15 protein-coding genes are annotated in these 16,427 nt (G+C 64.2%); 5 read left to right on the forward strand and 10 right to left on the reverse strand.

The genetic code is table 11. The features are described from left to right. Nucleotides 1-22 precede the first annotated feature (22 nt). Nucleotides 23-2,659 (forward strand): trehalase-like domain-containing protein, encoded by a 2,637-nt coding sequence (locus ACFVSJ_RS17120; protein ID WP_387438143.1) that lies wholly within the window; start codon nucleotides 23-25, stop codon nucleotides 2,657-2,659. A gap of 73 nt (nucleotides 2,660-2,732) precedes the next feature. On the opposite strand, the gene ACFVSJ_RS17125 is transcribed toward ACFVSJ_RS17120, so the two are convergent. After that, on the reverse strand, nucleotides 2,733-3,659 hold the full coding sequence (locus ACFVSJ_RS17125) for an AEC family transporter (RefSeq protein WP_387438144.1): 927 nt from the start codon (nucleotides 3,657-3,659) through the stop codon (nucleotides 2,733-2,735). 165 nt (nucleotides 3,660-3,824) lie between these two features. Further along, the gene (gene panD, locus ACFVSJ_RS17130; protein ID WP_387438145.1) at nucleotides 3,825-4,256 is read right to left on the reverse strand and encodes an aspartate 1-decarboxylase; all 432 of its coding nucleotides are present in this window, start codon (nucleotides 4,254-4,256) and stop codon (nucleotides 3,825-3,827) included. 127 nt (nucleotides 4,257-4,383) lie between these two features. Here panD and ACFVSJ_RS17135 point away from each other — a divergent pair, with 127 nt between their 5' ends. Further along, nucleotides 4,384-5,307, forward strand: a complete 924-nt coding sequence (locus ACFVSJ_RS17135; protein ID WP_387438146.1) for an AEC family transporter — start codon at nucleotides 4,384-4,386, stop codon at nucleotides 5,305-5,307. Here ACFVSJ_RS17135 and ACFVSJ_RS17140 read toward each other — a convergent pair. Both ACFVSJ_RS17140 and ACFVSJ_RS17145 read right to left on the reverse strand, forming a co-directional pair. Further along, the gene (locus ACFVSJ_RS17140) at nucleotides 5,257-5,847 is read right to left on the reverse strand and encodes a DUF6036 family nucleotidyltransferase (RefSeq protein WP_387438147.1); all 591 of its coding nucleotides are present in this window, start codon (nucleotides 5,845-5,847) and stop codon (nucleotides 5,257-5,259) included. The genes ACFVSJ_RS17135 and ACFVSJ_RS17140 overlap by 51 nt on opposite strands. A gap of 5 nt (nucleotides 5,848-5,852) precedes the next feature. Next, a complete protein-coding gene (locus ACFVSJ_RS17145; protein WP_387438148.1) occupies nucleotides 5,853-6,431 on the reverse strand; it encodes a helix-turn-helix domain-containing protein in 579 nt (192 codons plus the stop codon). Between the two features lie 68 nt (nucleotides 6,432-6,499). Here ACFVSJ_RS17145 and ACFVSJ_RS17150 point away from each other — a divergent pair, with 68 nt between their 5' ends. After that, on the forward strand, nucleotides 6,500-6,778 hold the full coding sequence (locus ACFVSJ_RS17150; RefSeq protein WP_387438149.1) for a putative quinol monooxygenase: 279 nt from the start codon (nucleotides 6,500-6,502) through the stop codon (nucleotides 6,776-6,778). Here ACFVSJ_RS17150 and ACFVSJ_RS17155 read toward each other — a convergent pair. The 4 genes from ACFVSJ_RS17155 to ACFVSJ_RS17170 are packed head-to-tail and all read right to left on the reverse strand — an operon-like array spanning nucleotide 6,757 to nucleotide 11,844. Continuing rightward, nucleotides 6,757-8,214 carry a rhamnulokinase family protein gene (locus tag ACFVSJ_RS17155; protein ID WP_387438273.1) on the reverse strand — a complete coding sequence of 486 codons (1,458 nt, stop codon included), beginning with the start codon at nucleotides 8,212-8,214 and terminating at the stop codon, nucleotides 6,757-6,759. The genes ACFVSJ_RS17150 and ACFVSJ_RS17155 overlap by 22 nt on opposite strands. A 56-nt stretch (nucleotides 8,215-8,270) precedes the next feature. After that, a complete protein-coding gene (locus ACFVSJ_RS17160; protein ID WP_387438150.1) occupies nucleotides 8,271-10,307 on the reverse strand; it encodes a bifunctional aldolase/short-chain dehydrogenase in 2,037 nt (678 codons plus the stop codon). Between the two features lie 5 nt (nucleotides 10,308-10,312). Further along, a complete protein-coding gene (gene rhaI, locus ACFVSJ_RS17165; RefSeq protein ID WP_387438151.1) occupies nucleotides 10,313-11,479 on the reverse strand; it encodes an L-rhamnose isomerase in 1,167 nt (388 codons plus the stop codon). After that, on the reverse strand, nucleotides 11,476-11,844 hold the full coding sequence (locus ACFVSJ_RS17170; protein ID WP_387438152.1) for an L-rhamnose mutarotase: 369 nt from the start codon (nucleotides 11,842-11,844) through the stop codon (nucleotides 11,476-11,478). Before ACFVSJ_RS17170 ends, rhaI begins: the two co-directional genes overlap by 4 nt. 128 nt (nucleotides 11,845-11,972) lie before the next feature. Here ACFVSJ_RS17170 and ACFVSJ_RS17175 point away from each other — a divergent pair, with 128 nt between their 5' ends. Next, nucleotides 11,973-12,989 (forward strand): LacI family DNA-binding transcriptional regulator, encoded by a 1,017-nt coding sequence (locus ACFVSJ_RS17175; RefSeq protein ID WP_387438153.1) that lies wholly within the window; start codon nucleotides 11,973-11,975, stop codon nucleotides 12,987-12,989. Between the two features lie 62 nt (nucleotides 12,990-13,051). Here ACFVSJ_RS17175 and ACFVSJ_RS17180 read toward each other — a convergent pair whose 3' ends face one another. Further along, on the reverse strand, nucleotides 13,052-14,035 hold the full coding sequence (locus ACFVSJ_RS17180) for a LysR substrate-binding domain-containing protein (protein ID WP_387438154.1): 984 nt from the start codon (nucleotides 14,033-14,035) through the stop codon (nucleotides 13,052-13,054). 7 nt (nucleotides 14,036-14,042) lie between these two features. Next, nucleotides 14,043-15,323 carry an amidohydrolase gene (locus tag ACFVSJ_RS17185; protein ID WP_387438155.1) on the reverse strand — a complete coding sequence of 427 codons (1,281 nt, stop codon included), beginning with the start codon at nucleotides 15,321-15,323 and terminating at the stop codon, nucleotides 14,043-14,045. Between the two features lie 129 nt (nucleotides 15,324-15,452). Here ACFVSJ_RS17185 and ACFVSJ_RS17190 point away from each other — a divergent pair, with 129 nt between their 5' ends. Continuing rightward, a complete protein-coding gene (locus ACFVSJ_RS17190) occupies nucleotides 15,453-16,370 on the forward strand; it encodes a LysR family transcriptional regulator (RefSeq protein WP_387438156.1) in 918 nt (305 codons plus the stop codon). The last annotated feature ends 57 nt before the right edge of the window (nucleotides 16,371-16,427 follow it).

The following is a 16,427-nucleotide window of genomic DNA, read 5'->3' on the forward strand; positions in this document are numbered from 1 at the left end:
ATCCGCTTCGGAAGGATTCGCTATGCCTACGCCGTTGAACCAGACAGTCGCCGATTCCGCACTGTTGATGAACTCGCTGCCGCTTGGCCTTCTGCGATCGTTCGTCCGGCCCCACCAGGACCAGGGGATTACCGAGGAACTCATGGCGGACCTGAAGATCCTCTCGCGGGAGCCAGGACTGCTGGTGGCGTGCAATTACGGCGGCACGCTGCACTCGGCGGAAGGCGTCTCCACCGAAACCCTGCCCCTGGACAGTGCGGCAGTGGCCCTGCGTGCGTTGGCGGCCTTGCCGAACACGCACACGGCCATCATCTCCGGGCGTTCCTTGCGCGACCTTGCCGCGGTGTCCAGGCTGCCCGCCGAGGTCCACTTGGTGGGTTCTCACGGCGTTGAGTTCGACATGGGCTTTGCCTACAACCTCACCCTGGCCACGGAAACGTTGCTGCAGCAGGTGGCCACGGCGCTGACCGAGGCTGTTGCCTATGAGAAGGGCGTCAGCATTGTCCGCAAACCCGCAGGCGTGGCCGTGCACACGCGTCCCGCGGCGCCCGAAGTGGTGGAGCGGGTCATCTTCAAGTCGCAGCAGATCGCGATTGAGTTCGGCGTCTACTTCATCATCGACGGAACCGTGCTGGACCTGACCGTGGACGAGCCCGCGAAAGGGAAAGCCCTGGAGACGCTTCGCCAACGCCTCGGCGTCAGCGCGGCGCTCTTTGCCGGCGATGCCGCGAGCGACGAAAAAGCCCTCGCCACCCTGCGCGGCCCGGACCTGGGCCTGCACGTCGGGCCGGGAAGTACGACGGCGGCCTACACCCTTCCGGATCCGGAAGCCTTTGCGCGCGTACTGGCTTTATTGTTCGAACTCCGGCGGTCATGGCTCTTCGGCGAGGACGCAGTCGGGCTGGAACGGCATTCGATGATCGGCAACGGAACCTCGACGGCCCTGCTCACCCCGGATGCGAAGGTCTGTTGGATGAGCCACCCGCTGCCGGACTCCGGATCCTTGTTCGCCCACATCCTCGGCGGGGACCCGGCCGGTCACTTCAGCATCGAGCCGGTGAAACCCTCGCCGGTGCTGGCCCAACGGTACGTGGACAACACCATGATCGTGGAAACGCGCTGGGCCGACGTCACGGTGACCGACTACCTCGAACCTGCTCCCGAAGGCATCACCAGCCTGGTCCGCGTGCTCTCCGGCACGGGCACGGCGCGGGTGGTCTTCGCGCCCCGGCCCGATTATGCCAACGCGCCGTTCAACATGGAGATCCGCGGGCATGAGGTCCATGTTGTGGGGACCTCCGATCCGATCATCCTCATCGCTCCCGGCGTGGACTTCACCATCACCAATGACAGCCGGCACGCCACTGCCACCGCGGAAGTACCCCTGCAGTACGGTCCGGTGGTGCTCAACCTGCGCTGCGGGGATACGGAGTCCTTGCCCGCTGACCTGGGAGGAGAGCCCGAGCGGAGGGCCGCCGTCGGGCAGTCCTCGCGGGACTGGGTCAAATCCCTTCAGCTGCCCACCGTCAACACATCGCTGGTGAGGCGGTCGGCGCTGGTGCTGAAGTCGCTGGTTCACGAGCCGACGGGAGCCGTCCTTGCCGCGCCAACCACGTCGCTGCCGGAGGGGATCGGCGGCACCCGCAACTGGGACTACCGCTACTGCTGGCTGCGGGATGGGTCCATGACCGTTAACGCGCTGGTTGACCTCGGTTCCACGGACGAGGCCGATGGCTTCCTGCGTTGGCTGGGCCGGATCCTGGAGAACGCCCCGGGGCCGGAGTGGCTGCACCCGCTCTATTCCGTGACCGGAGCTCCGCTATCCACCGAAGCCATCGTGGAAAGCCTGCCGGGCTACGCTGGGTCGCGCCCGGTCCGGATCGGCAACGCTGCAGACCACCAGGTTCAGCTGGACGTGTTCGGACCGATCGCCGAACTGATCCATGATCTCGGTGAACGCCGCGGCTTCCTCCCCGACGAGCACTGGTTCCTCATGGAACAGATGGCCCACGCGGTGATCGCCCGGTGGCACGAGCCGGACCATGGAATCTGGGAGGCGCGGCGCCCGCCGCGGCACCATGTGTACAGCAAGGTGATGTGTTGGGTGACGCTGGACCGGGCGTTGCGTACTGCGGCGTTGCACGGCCGGACGGCGCACGCCGACTGGTCCTCCACAGCAGACACCATCCGCGAAGAGGTCCTCCGGGAGGGCTGGGATTCGTCCGCGGCTTCCTACACCGTGGCCTACGACAGCCCCGACCTGGACGCCGCCGTGCTGCACATTGGCCTGTCCGGGCTTTTGGACGTGAAGGACCAGCGCTTCCTGGATACCGTGACTGCCGTTGAGCGCGAGCTGCGCGTCGGGCCCACCGTTTTCCGGTACAGGTACGACGACGGCCTGCCGGGTTTGGAGGGTGGCTTCCACATCTGCACCACCTGGCTGATTGAGGCGTACCTCGCTGTTGGCCGTTTGGATGACGCCTTGGAGCTGTTCAACCAGTTGGTGGCCTTGTTCGGGCCCACGGGCTTGTTGCCGGAGGAGTACGATCCCGCCACGGAGACGCACTTGGGCAACCACCCCCAGGCGTACTCACACCTGGGCTTCATCCGCTGCGCCCAACTCCTGGACCACTACCTGGCGAGTGCCGACGTCGAGTAGCCGCCCAACTGGGTCGCAGCTGTGCGCGTTTTGAGCGCTCATAACGCGCACAAATGCGACCCAGTTGGGGCGCTTAGGTGAGCAGCAGCGCTACGGCAATCATCGCGGGAACGGCGACGATCGTGGTGATCAGCACCGTGTCCTTGGCAACGGTGATGCCTGCCTGGTAGCGGTTCGCGGCGACAAACACGTTCTGGGCGGTGGGAAGCGCAGACGTCACCACCACCGCGAAGAGTGCATGGCCGTCCATGTTCAACGCGAAGCGCGCGAACAGGTAGGCGACCAGGGGGTGCACAACCAGCTTGAAGCCACTGGCCAGGAGCGTGTCCAGCCTGCGGCCGGTGGACTTCTGCAACGGCCTGGAACCGTTAAGGCTCATGCCGAACGCCATCAGCATGGCCGGAATCGCCGCCCCGCCAATGAGATGGATCGGCTCCAAAATCAGCGTCGGCACCTGGAACCCTGTGCCCGCCACGATCAAACCCAGCGCTGAGCCCACGATCATCGGGTTCTTCAAGATCATCAGCAGGAAGCGCAGGGGAGTGGTTCGGTGCGTGCTGGTGCTGGCATCGAGGGCCATAAGATACACCGGCGTGAAGAACGCCAGCTGGAAAATGAGCAGCGGAGCCACATAGCTCGCATCACCCAGGACAAACACCGCGATGGGAATACCGAGGTTCGCTGAGTTGGCCAACGAGGAGCTCATGGAGGACATGAGCGACTCAGGCAGACTGCGCTTCAGCCAGAACTTGGCTATGAGGAAGAACAAAAGCCCGGTGATGATCGCACCGACCGCCGTGACCAGCAGGGGTGCAGCGAACACATCGTGCAGCCTGGCCTTGCTCAGCGTCTCGAACAGCAGGGCGGGGCTGGCGACGAAGAAGGTCAATGAACTGAGGACCGACCGCGCGTTCTCACCGAGGATGTTGCGACGGCCAACGAACATGCCCACCAGGATGATGGCCCACACCACGAAGAACCCGGACAGTACGCCGATCATGATGGCGCACTGGCGGGAAAGAGTTGGGTCACGCCTCCAGCCTAATCAGATTTATTGGACCGGTAAGCGTTTACGGGCCCAAGGTCCGTCATCCGGACAGCTGTGAAAAACCACGACGGCGGCACTCGCGCGAGTGCCGCCGTCGTAGTTTGGCGTGTGGTTGCGTCAGCTGAGGTGCGCTGCGTTGCTCAAGGCGTGCGGTGGGCGCAGCAGCCCCGGGGTGTGTGCCTCGGCGGGATCGTTGCCGAGCTGCAGGATCTGGTTGTCCTGGCCGACATGAACCACCTTGGGCTGGTAGGACTTGGCCTCTTCGGTGGTCATCTGGGCGTAGGTAATCAGGATGACGAGGTCGCCCACATGGACCTGGTGGGCCGCTGCACCGTTGATGCCGATGACGCCCGAACCGCGCTCGCCGGCGATGGTGTAGGTCTCCAGGCGGGCCCCGTTGGTAATGTCCACGATGGAGACGAGTTCGCCCGGCAGAATGTCGGCAGCGTCCAGAAGGTCCAGGTCAACAGTGACCGAACCGACGTAGTGGAGGTCGGCGTGAGTCACCGTGGCGCGGTGAATCTTGGACTTGAACATTGTGCGGATCATAATGCGATCAGTTTAGCGCGGGACCCCTCGCGGGCGCTGTGACGTAGCAGACGTTCGGGCCATGGGCTGCGTGAAAACGGTTACCATCGCTGAGGGCCATCATCTGCCGAATCGAAGGACAAGAAGCTTGGACGGAGTACTGAAGGGCTTCTTCGTGGTGGGCGTGGTCCTGCTGGTCGGCTACGTCCTGGGCAAGACCAACGCCTTGGGCCCACATGGCAGCAAAGTGCTCTCTGCACTCACGTTCATGGTGGGCCTGCCCAGCCTCATGTTCTCCACTATTGCGTCCAGGCACATCAGCGACGTCCTGAGTCCCACCGGCTTGATCTCGGTGGTCACGGCCTCGGCGGTGATGCTGCTGTTCGCCCTCGCCGGAACGATTTTCCGCTGGGGTGTCCGCCGGACTACGATCGGTGCCCTGGCTACGGGAATCGTGAACTCCACCAACCTCGGCGTCCCGCTGTCCCAATACATCCTGGGGAGCACCACCTACGTGGTGCCCATCATGTTGTTCCAGCTGGCTTTGGTGACGCCCATTGCCCTGACCATCCTGGACCTCACGAACCCTACCGCCACCAAGGTCTCCGTGTGGCGGATACTGGCCACGCCCTTCAGGAATCCGGTGACGGTGGCTGCCATCCTCGGCGTCATTGTGAGCGCTTTGGGCATCGAGCTGCCGTCGTGGACGCTCGATCCCCTGAAGCTCGTGGCCCAGCTCGCGGTGCCGCTCATGCTGATCATCTTTGGTATGTCGCTGCATGGCCTCTCCGCCGGGCAGGGGATCGGGGATAGGGCTCCCACCACGCTCGCCGTGATCCTCAAGTCAGCGGTCCAGCCGGCGTTGGCGTGGGTGCTGGCGGTGTTCGTCTTCCGCTTGGATTCCTTCAGCACGTTCGTGGTCACGGCCTGCGCCATCCTGCCCACGGGCCAGAACGTGGTGCTTTACGCCCTCAGGTATGGGGTGGGCCAGAAGATCGCCCAGTCCACGGCCGTGACCACGTCAATCCTCGCCGTGCCGTTGCTGCTGGGGGCGGCGTGGGTGATGGGGTAGCGTCCGCAGTGCTCGGGCGGCGGCCAGGGCTTCCTCTGCCACAATCTCGTAATTGTCGGCGGGGGCGCTCAGCGCCACAGAATGCTCTCCGTATTTTCGAAAAGCGAGTTGGACGAGTTCGTCGGCGTCTTCAATGCCTAGTGCGAGCACGATGTGGCCAAGGTCCTCAATGTCTTTCGCTCGCTCCGCTGCCATCTTCATCGCAGCCAAAGTGGGCAGATCGGCAAGTTTGACGGCTGATGAGGTCCCATCGGGACCGGCAATCCATCTGGCTTCATCGGGGAGAAATGCCGCCGCGCTGCTATTCAGCCACTTCGAGGGCAAGTCGTACCGCTGGGCCATGTCGGCAGCGACTTCATCCACGATCTCACCAGGAGCGTATCGAGCATCTATATCTGTGGTCGCGCGGTCCAGGAGGCCGTGCAGTAAAAGCGCGGCGCCGCCTACGATCTGGATGTCCAAGGTGACGCCACGGGATGCAAGCCGGGATTCCACTTCCCGGAGCAGCTCAACCACGTCATCGCGTCGGAATTCGTGCATGCTGTTCAAACCGTCGCCAAATCTCTTTCCCGGATCCAAACGTTCATGGCCGCGATCTCGGTGGGAGTCTCTCGGCGGATGAGGTCTTTCATTCGTTCGCTGACAGGGTGCAGTTTCTCGGCCAGGAAAACCGGCTGTGACGAAGCCTTGGTGTTTTTCGCCCACTTGGGTGCGGGAGTGCCGGTTTTGGCTGACACCCACAGGGTGACTGCGCCAAGAGCTGCTCGGTAGGCATCATCATTGACGGAGGGGCCTGTAGGCATGAGGGCCCGGCCCGCTGCGAGCGAGGAGCTCGTGTATTCCCCCAGCAGTCGAATGGCGTAGTGGTAATCACCCTCGCGGAGAGTGCGTGCAAAGTCCCCAGCGAATTCACGGGAGGCAGTGTTGTTGGAATTTATTTCGAAGCCGAGGGTCCGCATCGCCTTTAGAGCCAGACCAAAAGATGCCCCCTCCTTACCCGATTCCAGCTCCACAATGAACTTCCGGGAGGTTCCGATAGAGTCGGCCAAAGCTTGCTGAGTGTAGCCTTGGGCCTTCCGTCGCTCGCGTATGGCGATGCCAATCGCCTCGGCATTCATTTCCATGGCTCAATTATGACACCATGCGGTTACATTATCCACTAAATGTAGGGCGGGACGGCTAAGGAAGAACCATGAATGAAGTAAAGCTCACTGGGCAACTCGTGTGCCGCGACCGTGATGAAGTGGCCGTTGTTGTCGAGCACCTTGCCCCCCACATCGAGTTGACGCTCGCTGAAACCGGCTGCGTCTCCTTCCAGGTGAACGCAACCGCAGATCCCTTGGTGTGGCAGGTCGACGAAGTGTTCCATGACGCCGCATCATTCAGGGCACATCAAGCCCGCGTGGCCGCCAGCGACTGGGGTCGGGCCACCGCCGGAATTGAGCGCCGCTACACGGTGACGGGACTCTGACGACCAAGCTCGTAGCGCACCAGTTCCGTACCTGAGGCAACAAGCGCACGCAGCTCCGCCAGCCCACCGCTCAATACGCCCGCGGCCCGGGCCTGGACCAGGATGTTTCCCAAGGCAGTCCCTTCCACCGGCCCCGCGATCACGGGCTTGCCCGTCGCGTCCGCGGTCAGTTGGCAGAGGAGCCGGTTCTGGGATCCACCGCCCACTATGTGCACCACGCTGGTGCTGCGGCCGGTGAGCCGTTCGGCGTCGGCCAGGGTCCGCGCGTAACCTGCCGCGAGGCTGTCCATGATGCAACGCACGACGGCGGCAGGCCGGTCCGCGAGCACGTCGCCGTTGTGCCGCACGGCTGCGCGGATGCGTTCGGGCATGTTGTCCGGCGCCGTGAACGCGGGGTCGTCCGCGTTGATCTGCGGCCCACCCGGCGGCAACACGGCAGCGGCGTTGAGCAGGGCAGGCAGTGATTGGCTGAAGCCCTGGGCTGCCCAGGTGCGTTGGCATTCGCTGAGCAGCCACAGCCCGCCGACGTTGCGGAGGTAGCGGATGGTTCTGTCGACGCCACGCTCGTTGGTGAAGTTCGCGGTCCGGCTGGCTTCGGACAGTACCGGGTGGCTCAGTTCCACTCCCACCAGGGACCACGTGCCGGAAGAGATGTAGGCGAAATCCTGGTCCAGCGCGGGGACGGCTGCGACGGCCGAGGCGGTGTCGTGTGAGCCCACGGCAACCACTACGGTGTCCGCGGAGAGACTTGTACGGTCCGCGATGGCCGGCAGGAGGGCACCTACTGTTTCCCCGGGCTGGATCAGGGGCGGGAAGATGTCCCTCGGCAGTCCCAAGGCGTCGAGGATCTCGGTGGCCCACTCGCCGGCAACAGCGTCAAACAGCCCGGTGGTGGAAGCGTTCGTGGCTTCGGTGCGGCGAACTCCGGTGAGGAGGAAGGCGATCAGGTCCGGGACGAGGAGTGCCTGCAATCCGTCGAGGGAAGGTTCGGCCGCCAGCTGGTAAAGGGTGTTGAACTGCAGGAACTGAAGTCCCGTGGTGGCGTAGAGCTTCTCCGGGGGGACGACTGCGTGGACGCGTGAAACGGTGGAACGGCTGCGTTCGTCGCGGTAGCTGAACGGCACTGAGACGAGCTTGCCGGCGTCGTTCACCAGTCCGTAGTCCACGGCCCAGGTGTCGATGCCGATGCTGGCGATCCGTTCCCCTCGGGCAGCGGCAACGGAAGCGGCAGCCTCCAGCCCTTTGAGTACCTCGGCGAAGAGGGCGCCGAAGTCCCAATGGAGGCCGCCGTCGAGCTCTATGACCCCGTTGGGAAAGCGGTGGATCGTCTCGAGGGAAACGCCTGTGGAGGGAGAGACGTGGCCGAGCATGACGCGGCCTGAGGAGGCGCCAATGTCGATGGCGGCGAAGACCTGGTTGGCCTGGGGCGATGGCACCGCCCCGGCGTTGGCCGGGGCGGTGCTTGTCGTTGCTGCGTTGTTCACGATGTGACCTATCGGAGGAACGCTGCCGCGACTCCGGCGTCTACGGGGATGTGGAGGCCGGTGGTGTGGGAGAGTTCGTTGCTGGTGAGCACGGCTGCGGCGTTGGCTACGTGTTCGGGGAGGACTTCGCGTTTGAGGAGGGTGCGTTGGGCGTAGTACTTGCCCAGTTCCTGCTCGTCCACCCCGTACACGGCTGCGCGTTTGGCGCCCCAGCCGCCGGCGAAGATGCCGGAGCCGCGGACCACGCCGTCGGGGTTGATGCCGTTGACGCGGATGCCGTGATCGCCCAGTTCCGCGGCGAGCAGCCGGACCTGGTGGGCTTGGTCGGCTTTGGTGGCGGAGTAGGCGATGTTGTTCGGGCCGGCGAACACGGAGTTCTTGGAAGAGATGTAGATGATGTCTCCGCCCAGGCCCTGGTCGATCATGACCTTCGCCGCGGCTTTGGAGACCAGGAACGAGCCCTTGGCCATGACGTTGTGCTGGAGGTCCCAGTCCTTCTCAGTGGTTTCCAGCAGCGGCTTGGAGATGGACAGGCCGGCGTTGTTGACCACCAGGTCCAGGCCACCGAACGCGAGCACGGCCTCGGCGATCGCGGCCGCGATCTGGGCTTCGTCGGTCACGTCGGCCTGGACGCCGATGGCGACGTCGGCACCGCCCAGTTCCTCAGCCACCTTCTGTGCGTTCTCAAGGTTCAGGTCGGCAATGACCACGCACGCGCCGTCGGACGCCAGACGGGTGGCGATCGCCTTGCCGATGCCCGACGCCGCGCCGGTCACCAGCGCGATGCGGGTGGCGTGGGATTTGGGCTTGGGCATCCGGGCGAGCTTGGCTTCCTCCAGCGCCCAGTACTCGATGCGGAACTTCTCGGATTCCTCGATCGGGGCGTAGGTGGAGATTGCCTCGGCGCCGCGCATCACGTTGATCGCGTTGAGGTAGAACTCGCCGGCCACGCGGGCGGTCTGCTTGTCCTTGCCGAAGGAGAACATGCCCACACCAGGGACCAGCACGATCGCGGGGTCGGCGCCGCGCAGCGCGGGTGAATCAGCGTCGGCGTGGCGGTCGTAGTAGGCCTGGTAGTCCTGCCGGTAGGCGGCGTGCAGTTCCTTGAGCCGGGTCACGGAGTCTTCGATGGAGGCGTCCGCGGGCAGGTCGAGGATGAGCGGCTTGACCTTAGTGCGGAGGAAGTGGTCCGGGCAGGAGGTGCCAAGCGCACCCAGGCGCGGGTGCTCGGTCGCGGCGAGGAAGTCAAGCACGACGGCGTCATCGCTGAAGTGCCCCAGCTGCGGTTTGTCCGTGGAGGCCAGGCCGCGGATCACCGGTGCCAACGCTGCCGCTTTGGCACGGCGCTCGGCCTCGGGGAGGGCGGCGTAGCCCGGCAAAGCCGGCCCGAAGGGCTCAGCCTTGCCGTTGTCGGCGATGTAGCTCTCGGCGGTGTCGATGATCCACAGGGAGTTGGCCTCGGCTTCCTCGGACGTGGCGCCCCAGGCCGTGATGCCGTGCCCGCCAAGGATGGTGCCGATCGCTTGTGGGTTGGCGTCCTTGATCGCTGCGATGTCCAGACCCAACTGGAACCCGGGACGACGCCACGGAACCCACACCACCTTGTCGCCGAAGATCTTGGACGTCAGCGCTTCGCCGTCCACCGCCGTCGCGATCGCGATGCCCGAGTCCGGGTGCAGGTGGTCAACGTGGGCAGCGTCCACCAGGCCGTGCATGGCGGTATCGATCGAGGGGGCCGCGCCGCCCTTGCCGTGCAGGCAGTAATCGAACGCGGCCACCATTTCGTCTTCACGCTCGACGCCGGGGTAAACGGACTTCAGCGCCTGGAGACGGTCCAGCCGGAGCACGGCAAGGTTCTCGGCCTTCAGGGTGCCCAGGTCGCCGCCGGAGCCCTTGACCCAGAGCAGTTCGACGTCCTGGCCGGTGACCGGGTCCTTCTCGGTGCCCTTCGCGGAGGTGTTGCCACCGGCGAAGTTGGTGTTCCGCTTGTCCGCGCCCAGGCGGTTGGAACGGGAAATCAGCTCTTCAACAGTCTTATTGCTCATAGGAATCAGGCGCCCCATCCGGCTTGCTGGCCGCCTGCGCGGTCCTCGTTGATCTTCTTCTGGTAGCCGCTGGCCTTGTAGGCAGCGATCGGGTCGGCGGGCAGGCCGCGGGATTCGCGCCATTGGGCCAGTACCGGGCGGACGTCGGTGTAGAAGGCATCGTTGAAAATGCCGTTCGCGGCCAGGACATCCCCGGCACGCTGCGCTTCGTTCAACGCGGCGGTGTCCACCAGCAGGGCACGCGCGGTCATTTCCTGGACGTTGAGGACCGAGCGGATCTGGCCCGGGATCTTCTCTTCCAGGTTGTGGCACTGGTCCAACATGAGCGCAACTCCCGATTCTGCACCGAAGCCGCCGCCGCGGATGACCTCGTGCATGATGCGGAACAACTGGAACGGATCAGCCGCACCAACAATCAGGTCATCGTCCGCGTAGAAGCGGGAATTGAAGTCGAACGAACCCAGCTTGCCCAGCCGCAGGAGCTGCATCACGATGAACTCGATGTTCGTGCCCGGGGCGTGGTGGCCGGTGTCCAGGCACACGAAGGCCTTCTCGCCCAAGGCCAGGGTCTGCGCGTAGGAGGTACCCCAGTCCGGAACATCGGTGTGGTAGAACGCCGGTTCGAAGAACTTGTACTCCAGAACCAGCCGCTGCTCGTCACCCAAGGCGGCGTAGATCTCCTGCAGGGACTCCGCGAGTCGGTCCTGGCGGCCGCGCATGTCGTCCTGGCCCGGGTAGTTGGTGCCGTCGGCCAGCCAGATCTTCAGATCCCGGGAGCCTGTGGCGTGCATGATGTCGATGCACTCCAGGTGGTGATCGATGGCGCGGCGGCGGACAGACTCGTTGGACGAGGTCAAGGAGCCGAACTTGTACTCATCATCCTGGAAAGTATTGGAGTTGATGGTGCCCAAACCAACGCCGAGCCCCTCCGCGTACTCCCGGAGGGCTGAGTAGTCATCCACCTTGTCCCACGGGATATGCAAGGCAACCGTGGGGGCCAGCCCCGTGAGCTCGTGAACCTTCGCGGCGTCGGCGATCTTTTCCTGCACTGTGCGCGGCGTACCCGGAGTGCCGAAGACCTTGAACCGGGTCCCCGAATTCCCATAGGCCCAGGACGGCACTTCAATGGCCAATTCTCCCAAGCGGCCCAGGGCCGATTCTGTGGTGTTCATGCTTCTTCTTTCTGGTGGGTAGGGGCGTTGCCGGAAGCCGACGCCAGTTGGTCTTCAAGGTTGAAAACTTCTTCGACGATCTCGAATCCCTCGTCCGGAGGGACATCGCTGTTGGCAAAAAGGGTGGCCATTTCGGCCTGCCATCGAGCGTTAACGTCAGTGAGGGCCATCCGGGCTTGGGCGGCCTGGTAGTCCTCACATTCCAAGTAGCCGATGAGCTGCCCGTCTGACGCGAGAAAGAGCGAATAGTTGTTCCAGCCCGCATCCTTGAGTGCCCGGAGCATCTCGGGCCATACGGCGGCGTGGCGGCGCTTGTACTCGTCCATCAACTCTGGCTGGACTGAGGAGCGGAAACATACCCTCATCTGCGGTTCTCCGGGGTTACTCGTCTTTGAATCGTTTCATTTGTTACGATTCAAACTACCCTCGGATGAAGGAGGGTGTCAAGGCGTTTCCTCCAGGCAAAACAAGAAGACAGCGGAGATCGGAAAGCATGTCCCAAACAGCGAGCATCAAAGACGTCGCCACCCATGCCAAGGTTGCCGTGGGTACCGTCTCCAACGTCCTGAACTACCCGGACCGGGTATCACAAAGGACCAAGGAACGCGTGCTGAAATCGATCGCCGAGCTCGGCTTTGTCCGCAATGACGCTGCCCGCCAGCTGCGCGCCGGCCAGAGCCGCACCATTGGCCTGATCGTGCTGGACGTCGGCAACCCCTTCTTCTCCTCCGTTGCCCGTGCGGCCGAGGACGCTGCCACCGCGCTGGGCAGCGTGGTGCTGGTGGGTGACAGTGGCCAGGACGCCTCCCGCGAAGTCCACTACATGGACCTGTTCCAGGAGCAGCGTGTCCAAGGCCTGCTGATCTCACCCGTGGGCGACGTTGCAGAACGTATCGACACCCTCCGCGAACGCGGCGTTCCCACGGTGCTCGTGGACCAGCTCGCCGACACTGACCGCTGCAGCTCCGTCTCTGTGGATGACGAAGAAGGGGGCTATCTTGCCGCCCGGCACCTGCTGGACATCGGCCGCCGTCGTTTGGCTTTTGTGGGAAGCCCGGCCATCCGGCAGGTGGCACATCGCCTTAACGGTGCGCAGCGCGCCGTTTCCGAGGTTGAAGGCGCCACCATTGAGGTCCTCGACTCGGCAGGCCAGACGGTCCTTGCGGGACGGCAAGTAGGCAACAAGCTGGTGGAACGCGATCCTGCTGAACGCCCGGAAGCCGTCTTCTGCTCCAACGATCTCCTCGCGCTCGGCGTCATGCAGTCCCTCACCATGTTGCGGACGGTCCGGATCCCGGAGGACGTAGCCCTGATCGGCTACGACGACATCGACTTTGCGATTTCCGCCGTCGTGCCCCTGAGTTCCATCCGCCAGCCCACAGAGGCGCTGGGCCGGACGGCGATTGAGCTCCTTGCCGAGGAGCAGGACAGCGGCGGAACCAAGCACCGCGCCGTCGTGTTCACCCCCGAGTTGGTGGTCCGCCAAAGCACCGCCGGCGCCCCCAACTAGGTCGCATTTGTGCGCGTTTTGAACGCTCAGAACGCGCACAAATGCGACCCAGTTGGGCGGAATTACGACGCGCGGAGGCTGGCCAGGTATTCGACCGGCGCCAATGCGTCGGGCTGCTTCGTCTGACGGGTGATGCCGGGAGTTGACGCGGCTACCTTGTCTGCCGAGCGGCCCAGGCATTGCAGGAGGCTGGAGACGGAAACGCCGGCTTCCGACCTCTGGCGCAGCGCCGAAACATGGCGCCGGGCCGTGCAGCCGTTGATGCTCCTGGCGGCGATCTTGTCCGTCGGTACGTGGTCGAGGGCTGGTACCAGCGCTATACCGACGCCGGACCGGACCAGGCCGCGGATGGCGTCGTAGTTGTTGCTGCGCACGCTGATGCGCGGAGTGAAGCCCCCGCTGGCGCACAAATGCCGGAGGCAGGCATCACCGGATGAGCCTTCCTTGGCGGAAACCCATTTTTCCTCCACCAGGTCGTGGAGCCTAATGGCCTCTGCATCGGCCAGCCGATGGTTGTCCGGAAGCAGGAGCAGGAGTTCCTCGGCCAGAAGCGGAACGGCCACTACGTTGGATGGCCATTGCTGGGGCACAAGGTCGTAATGGAAGACCACGGCGACATCCAGCGCTGCGTCCCGGACCAGGCCGGCCAGTTCTGAAGGACAGCCTTCTTCGAGTTCCACCGTCGAGCCGGGATGCCTGCGCAGGTAGGACGCGAGGCCGCCGGGAAGGAGTCGCTGGCTTGCAGTGCTGAAGCTGCCCAACCGCATCAGGCCGTAGTCACCCTTGCTGAAGCCCTTCATCTCGTCCTCGAGCACGCTCAAGGCATTGATGATGTCGTGTGCCCGCGAGGCCAGGAACTTAGCGGCTTCGGTGGGGCGTATGCTCTGCGCGTCGCGTTCCACGAGGGATGCCTGCACGGCGCGCTCCAACGCCGCCACTTGCTGGGAAACGGCAGATCCGGTGTAGCCGATTTCCCGCGCCGCATCCGCGAAGGAGCCCGTCCGGAGGACGACTGACAGGGTGCGCAAATGGACTGGATTTAGCATGGCTCTGCTACTTCTCCGCAGGTGGAGTGAGCAGGCGTTCCACATCCACAACCCCGCCTGCGGTTTCGAAATCCAGCTGCGCTTGCTCGCGGAGCTGGTCATCCGCCAAGTAGTCGGCAACGGTCAGGGCGAGGCCGACTGCACCATCCACCACCGCCCGATCACCGGCCGGGCTGACGGCGTGTTGGCCAAATTCGACCGTGTGCATGGGTGTTGTTTCGTGGGAAATGCTGATGGTCGGGTGGATGGACGGGATGCGCAGGCTCAGGTTCCCCAGGTCCGTTGACCAGCCGCCACCCACAAGCTCCGTTTCCAGGGTGATGGCCCTGCCCCGCGCGGACATGTGCCCGTGATACCGCGCCGCCAACGCATGGTTGCTCCGGACAGGAAGATATGCGGGAAACGGGTCCCACGCGGTCTCCAGTCGGGTGCCGGTCATGAGCGCCGCTCCTTCCAGGACGTCCTGGACCCTCGCGGACAGCTCCACCAGCCCGTCCGGGTCCAGTGAACGGATTTCGACGACGGCGCTCGCCAAGTGGGGGACGACGTTCACCGCAGATCCGCCTTCCGTGATCAGGCAGTGCAAGCGGTCCGTGGCGGGAATGTGTTGACGGAGTGCGGCAATTCCTTGATAAGCGGCAACCACGGCGTCGAGGGCGTTCCTGCCCATTTGCGGCGCGGAGGACGCATGCGCCGCAACGCCGTGGAACGTGACTTCAACGTCCCGGACGGCCAAGGATGCGAAGGAAGCCACTTCGTATTCGCCCGTGAACGGATGCAGCATGACCACGGCGTCGATGTCGTCAAAGGCCCCGGCCCGGGCCAGGAGTTCCTTGCCGTTGCCGTTTTCTTCGGCAGGGGTCCCGAGCAGGACCACCGATCCGCCGAGTTGTTCGATCTGCGAGGCAACTCCGAGGAAAGCTCCCAGGGCGGCCGCGCAAATCACGTTGTGTCCGCATCCGTGTCCTACCCCGGGAAGGGCATCGTATTCGGCCAGGACGGCGACTTTGGGGGACCCGGAACCTGCCTCGGCGCGCAGGGAGGTGCGGAGGCCATAGCGGCCTACTTGCACCCGGAAGCCACGGTATCTGAGGAACTCGGCGGCAAAAGCTACGGACAGTCGTTCTTCGAAGCCAACCTCGGCGATGCCATGGATGCCGTGGCTGAGTTCGAGGAGGTCGGTGGTGAGTTCCTCGATGCTGTTGGTGATGTTGCGGGCCACGGATTCAGGGGCTCCGATGATGCCGGTAAGGGTCAGTTTGGACGGGTTCATTTCCACGGTGTCCACGTGGCGTCCTTTCGGGGAGGGGGTGTTTGGCCTGCCGGATGGACTTCGTCGTCCACTGGCTGGCTCGTTGTTTAACTTAAGATACATCTGCATCTGTCTTAAGAACAGCTAATCATGCAAGATTGTTGCATGACCGAAAAGCCATTGCCGGACGTCCCCCGGCTGCGCCTGCTCAACGAGGTTGCGCGGCAGGGATCGCTTGCCGGGGCTGCGCGGGTCCTGGGCATCACATCCTCGGCCGTCTCGCAGCAGATCAGCATCCTCGAGCGGGAAACCGGTGTGCAGCTCCTGGACCGGTCATCGCGCGGGGTGGGATTGACGGGCGCGGGCGAGATCTTGGTGGAACATGCCCGCGCCGTGGTCCGGCTGTTGGAAGCAACCCGGGCGGAGATGGACCAACTCAGCGGGGAATTGGCTGGACGTGTGCGCATTGGCTCCATTCCGTCCCTCGCCCGGAATGTGCTGTTGCCTGTCGCCGACAAGTTGGAGGTGACCGCTCCCGACGTCGAACTCACCGTCAACGTGGTTGAACCCGTGGACAGCATCGAGCAGTTGCTGAATGGTGCCCTCGACATAGCGATCGTGGATCTTTACGACAACGTGCCCGTGGCCTTCCCCGACTACCTCGTCACAAAAGAAGTCATGAACGAACCCCTGGTCCTGGTGACGCCGCCTGGCTACGTGGTGCCGCCGCGGCTCAAGCTGACAGACCTGAAGAACGCCGACTGGGTGCTTACCCCCGAAGCCGGCGCTTGTGGCCAAGCCGTCCGCTATGCGTGCCGGACGGAGGGATTCGAACCCAACAGCCGGTGGGTGGTTGACGATCTGTTGCTGTTGGTGGAGGCCATCTCCCGGGGCCGCGGCATCTCCTTGCTGCCGCCGCTTTCCGTGGACAGCACGGTGGCGCCCGTGGGCATCCATGCATTCGACAAGCCCAGGATCCAGCGCCGGGTGCTGACGGTGACGCGCAGCAGCGATGCCCGGCGGCCCATCGTGAAGGCTGTTCTCGACGAAGTCCACGGTCTTTTGGGCGCCGCTGCCGCCTGAGCCGCGCCCCGCCGTCGTACGCAAATCGTCAGCGCAAGAAAGTCTTTCGGAAGCGCC

The sequence above is a fragment of the Paenarthrobacter sp. NPDC058040 genome, from assembly GCF_042885775.1.
Taxonomy (GTDB): domain Bacteria; phylum Actinomycetota; class Actinomycetes; order Actinomycetales; family Micrococcaceae; genus Arthrobacter.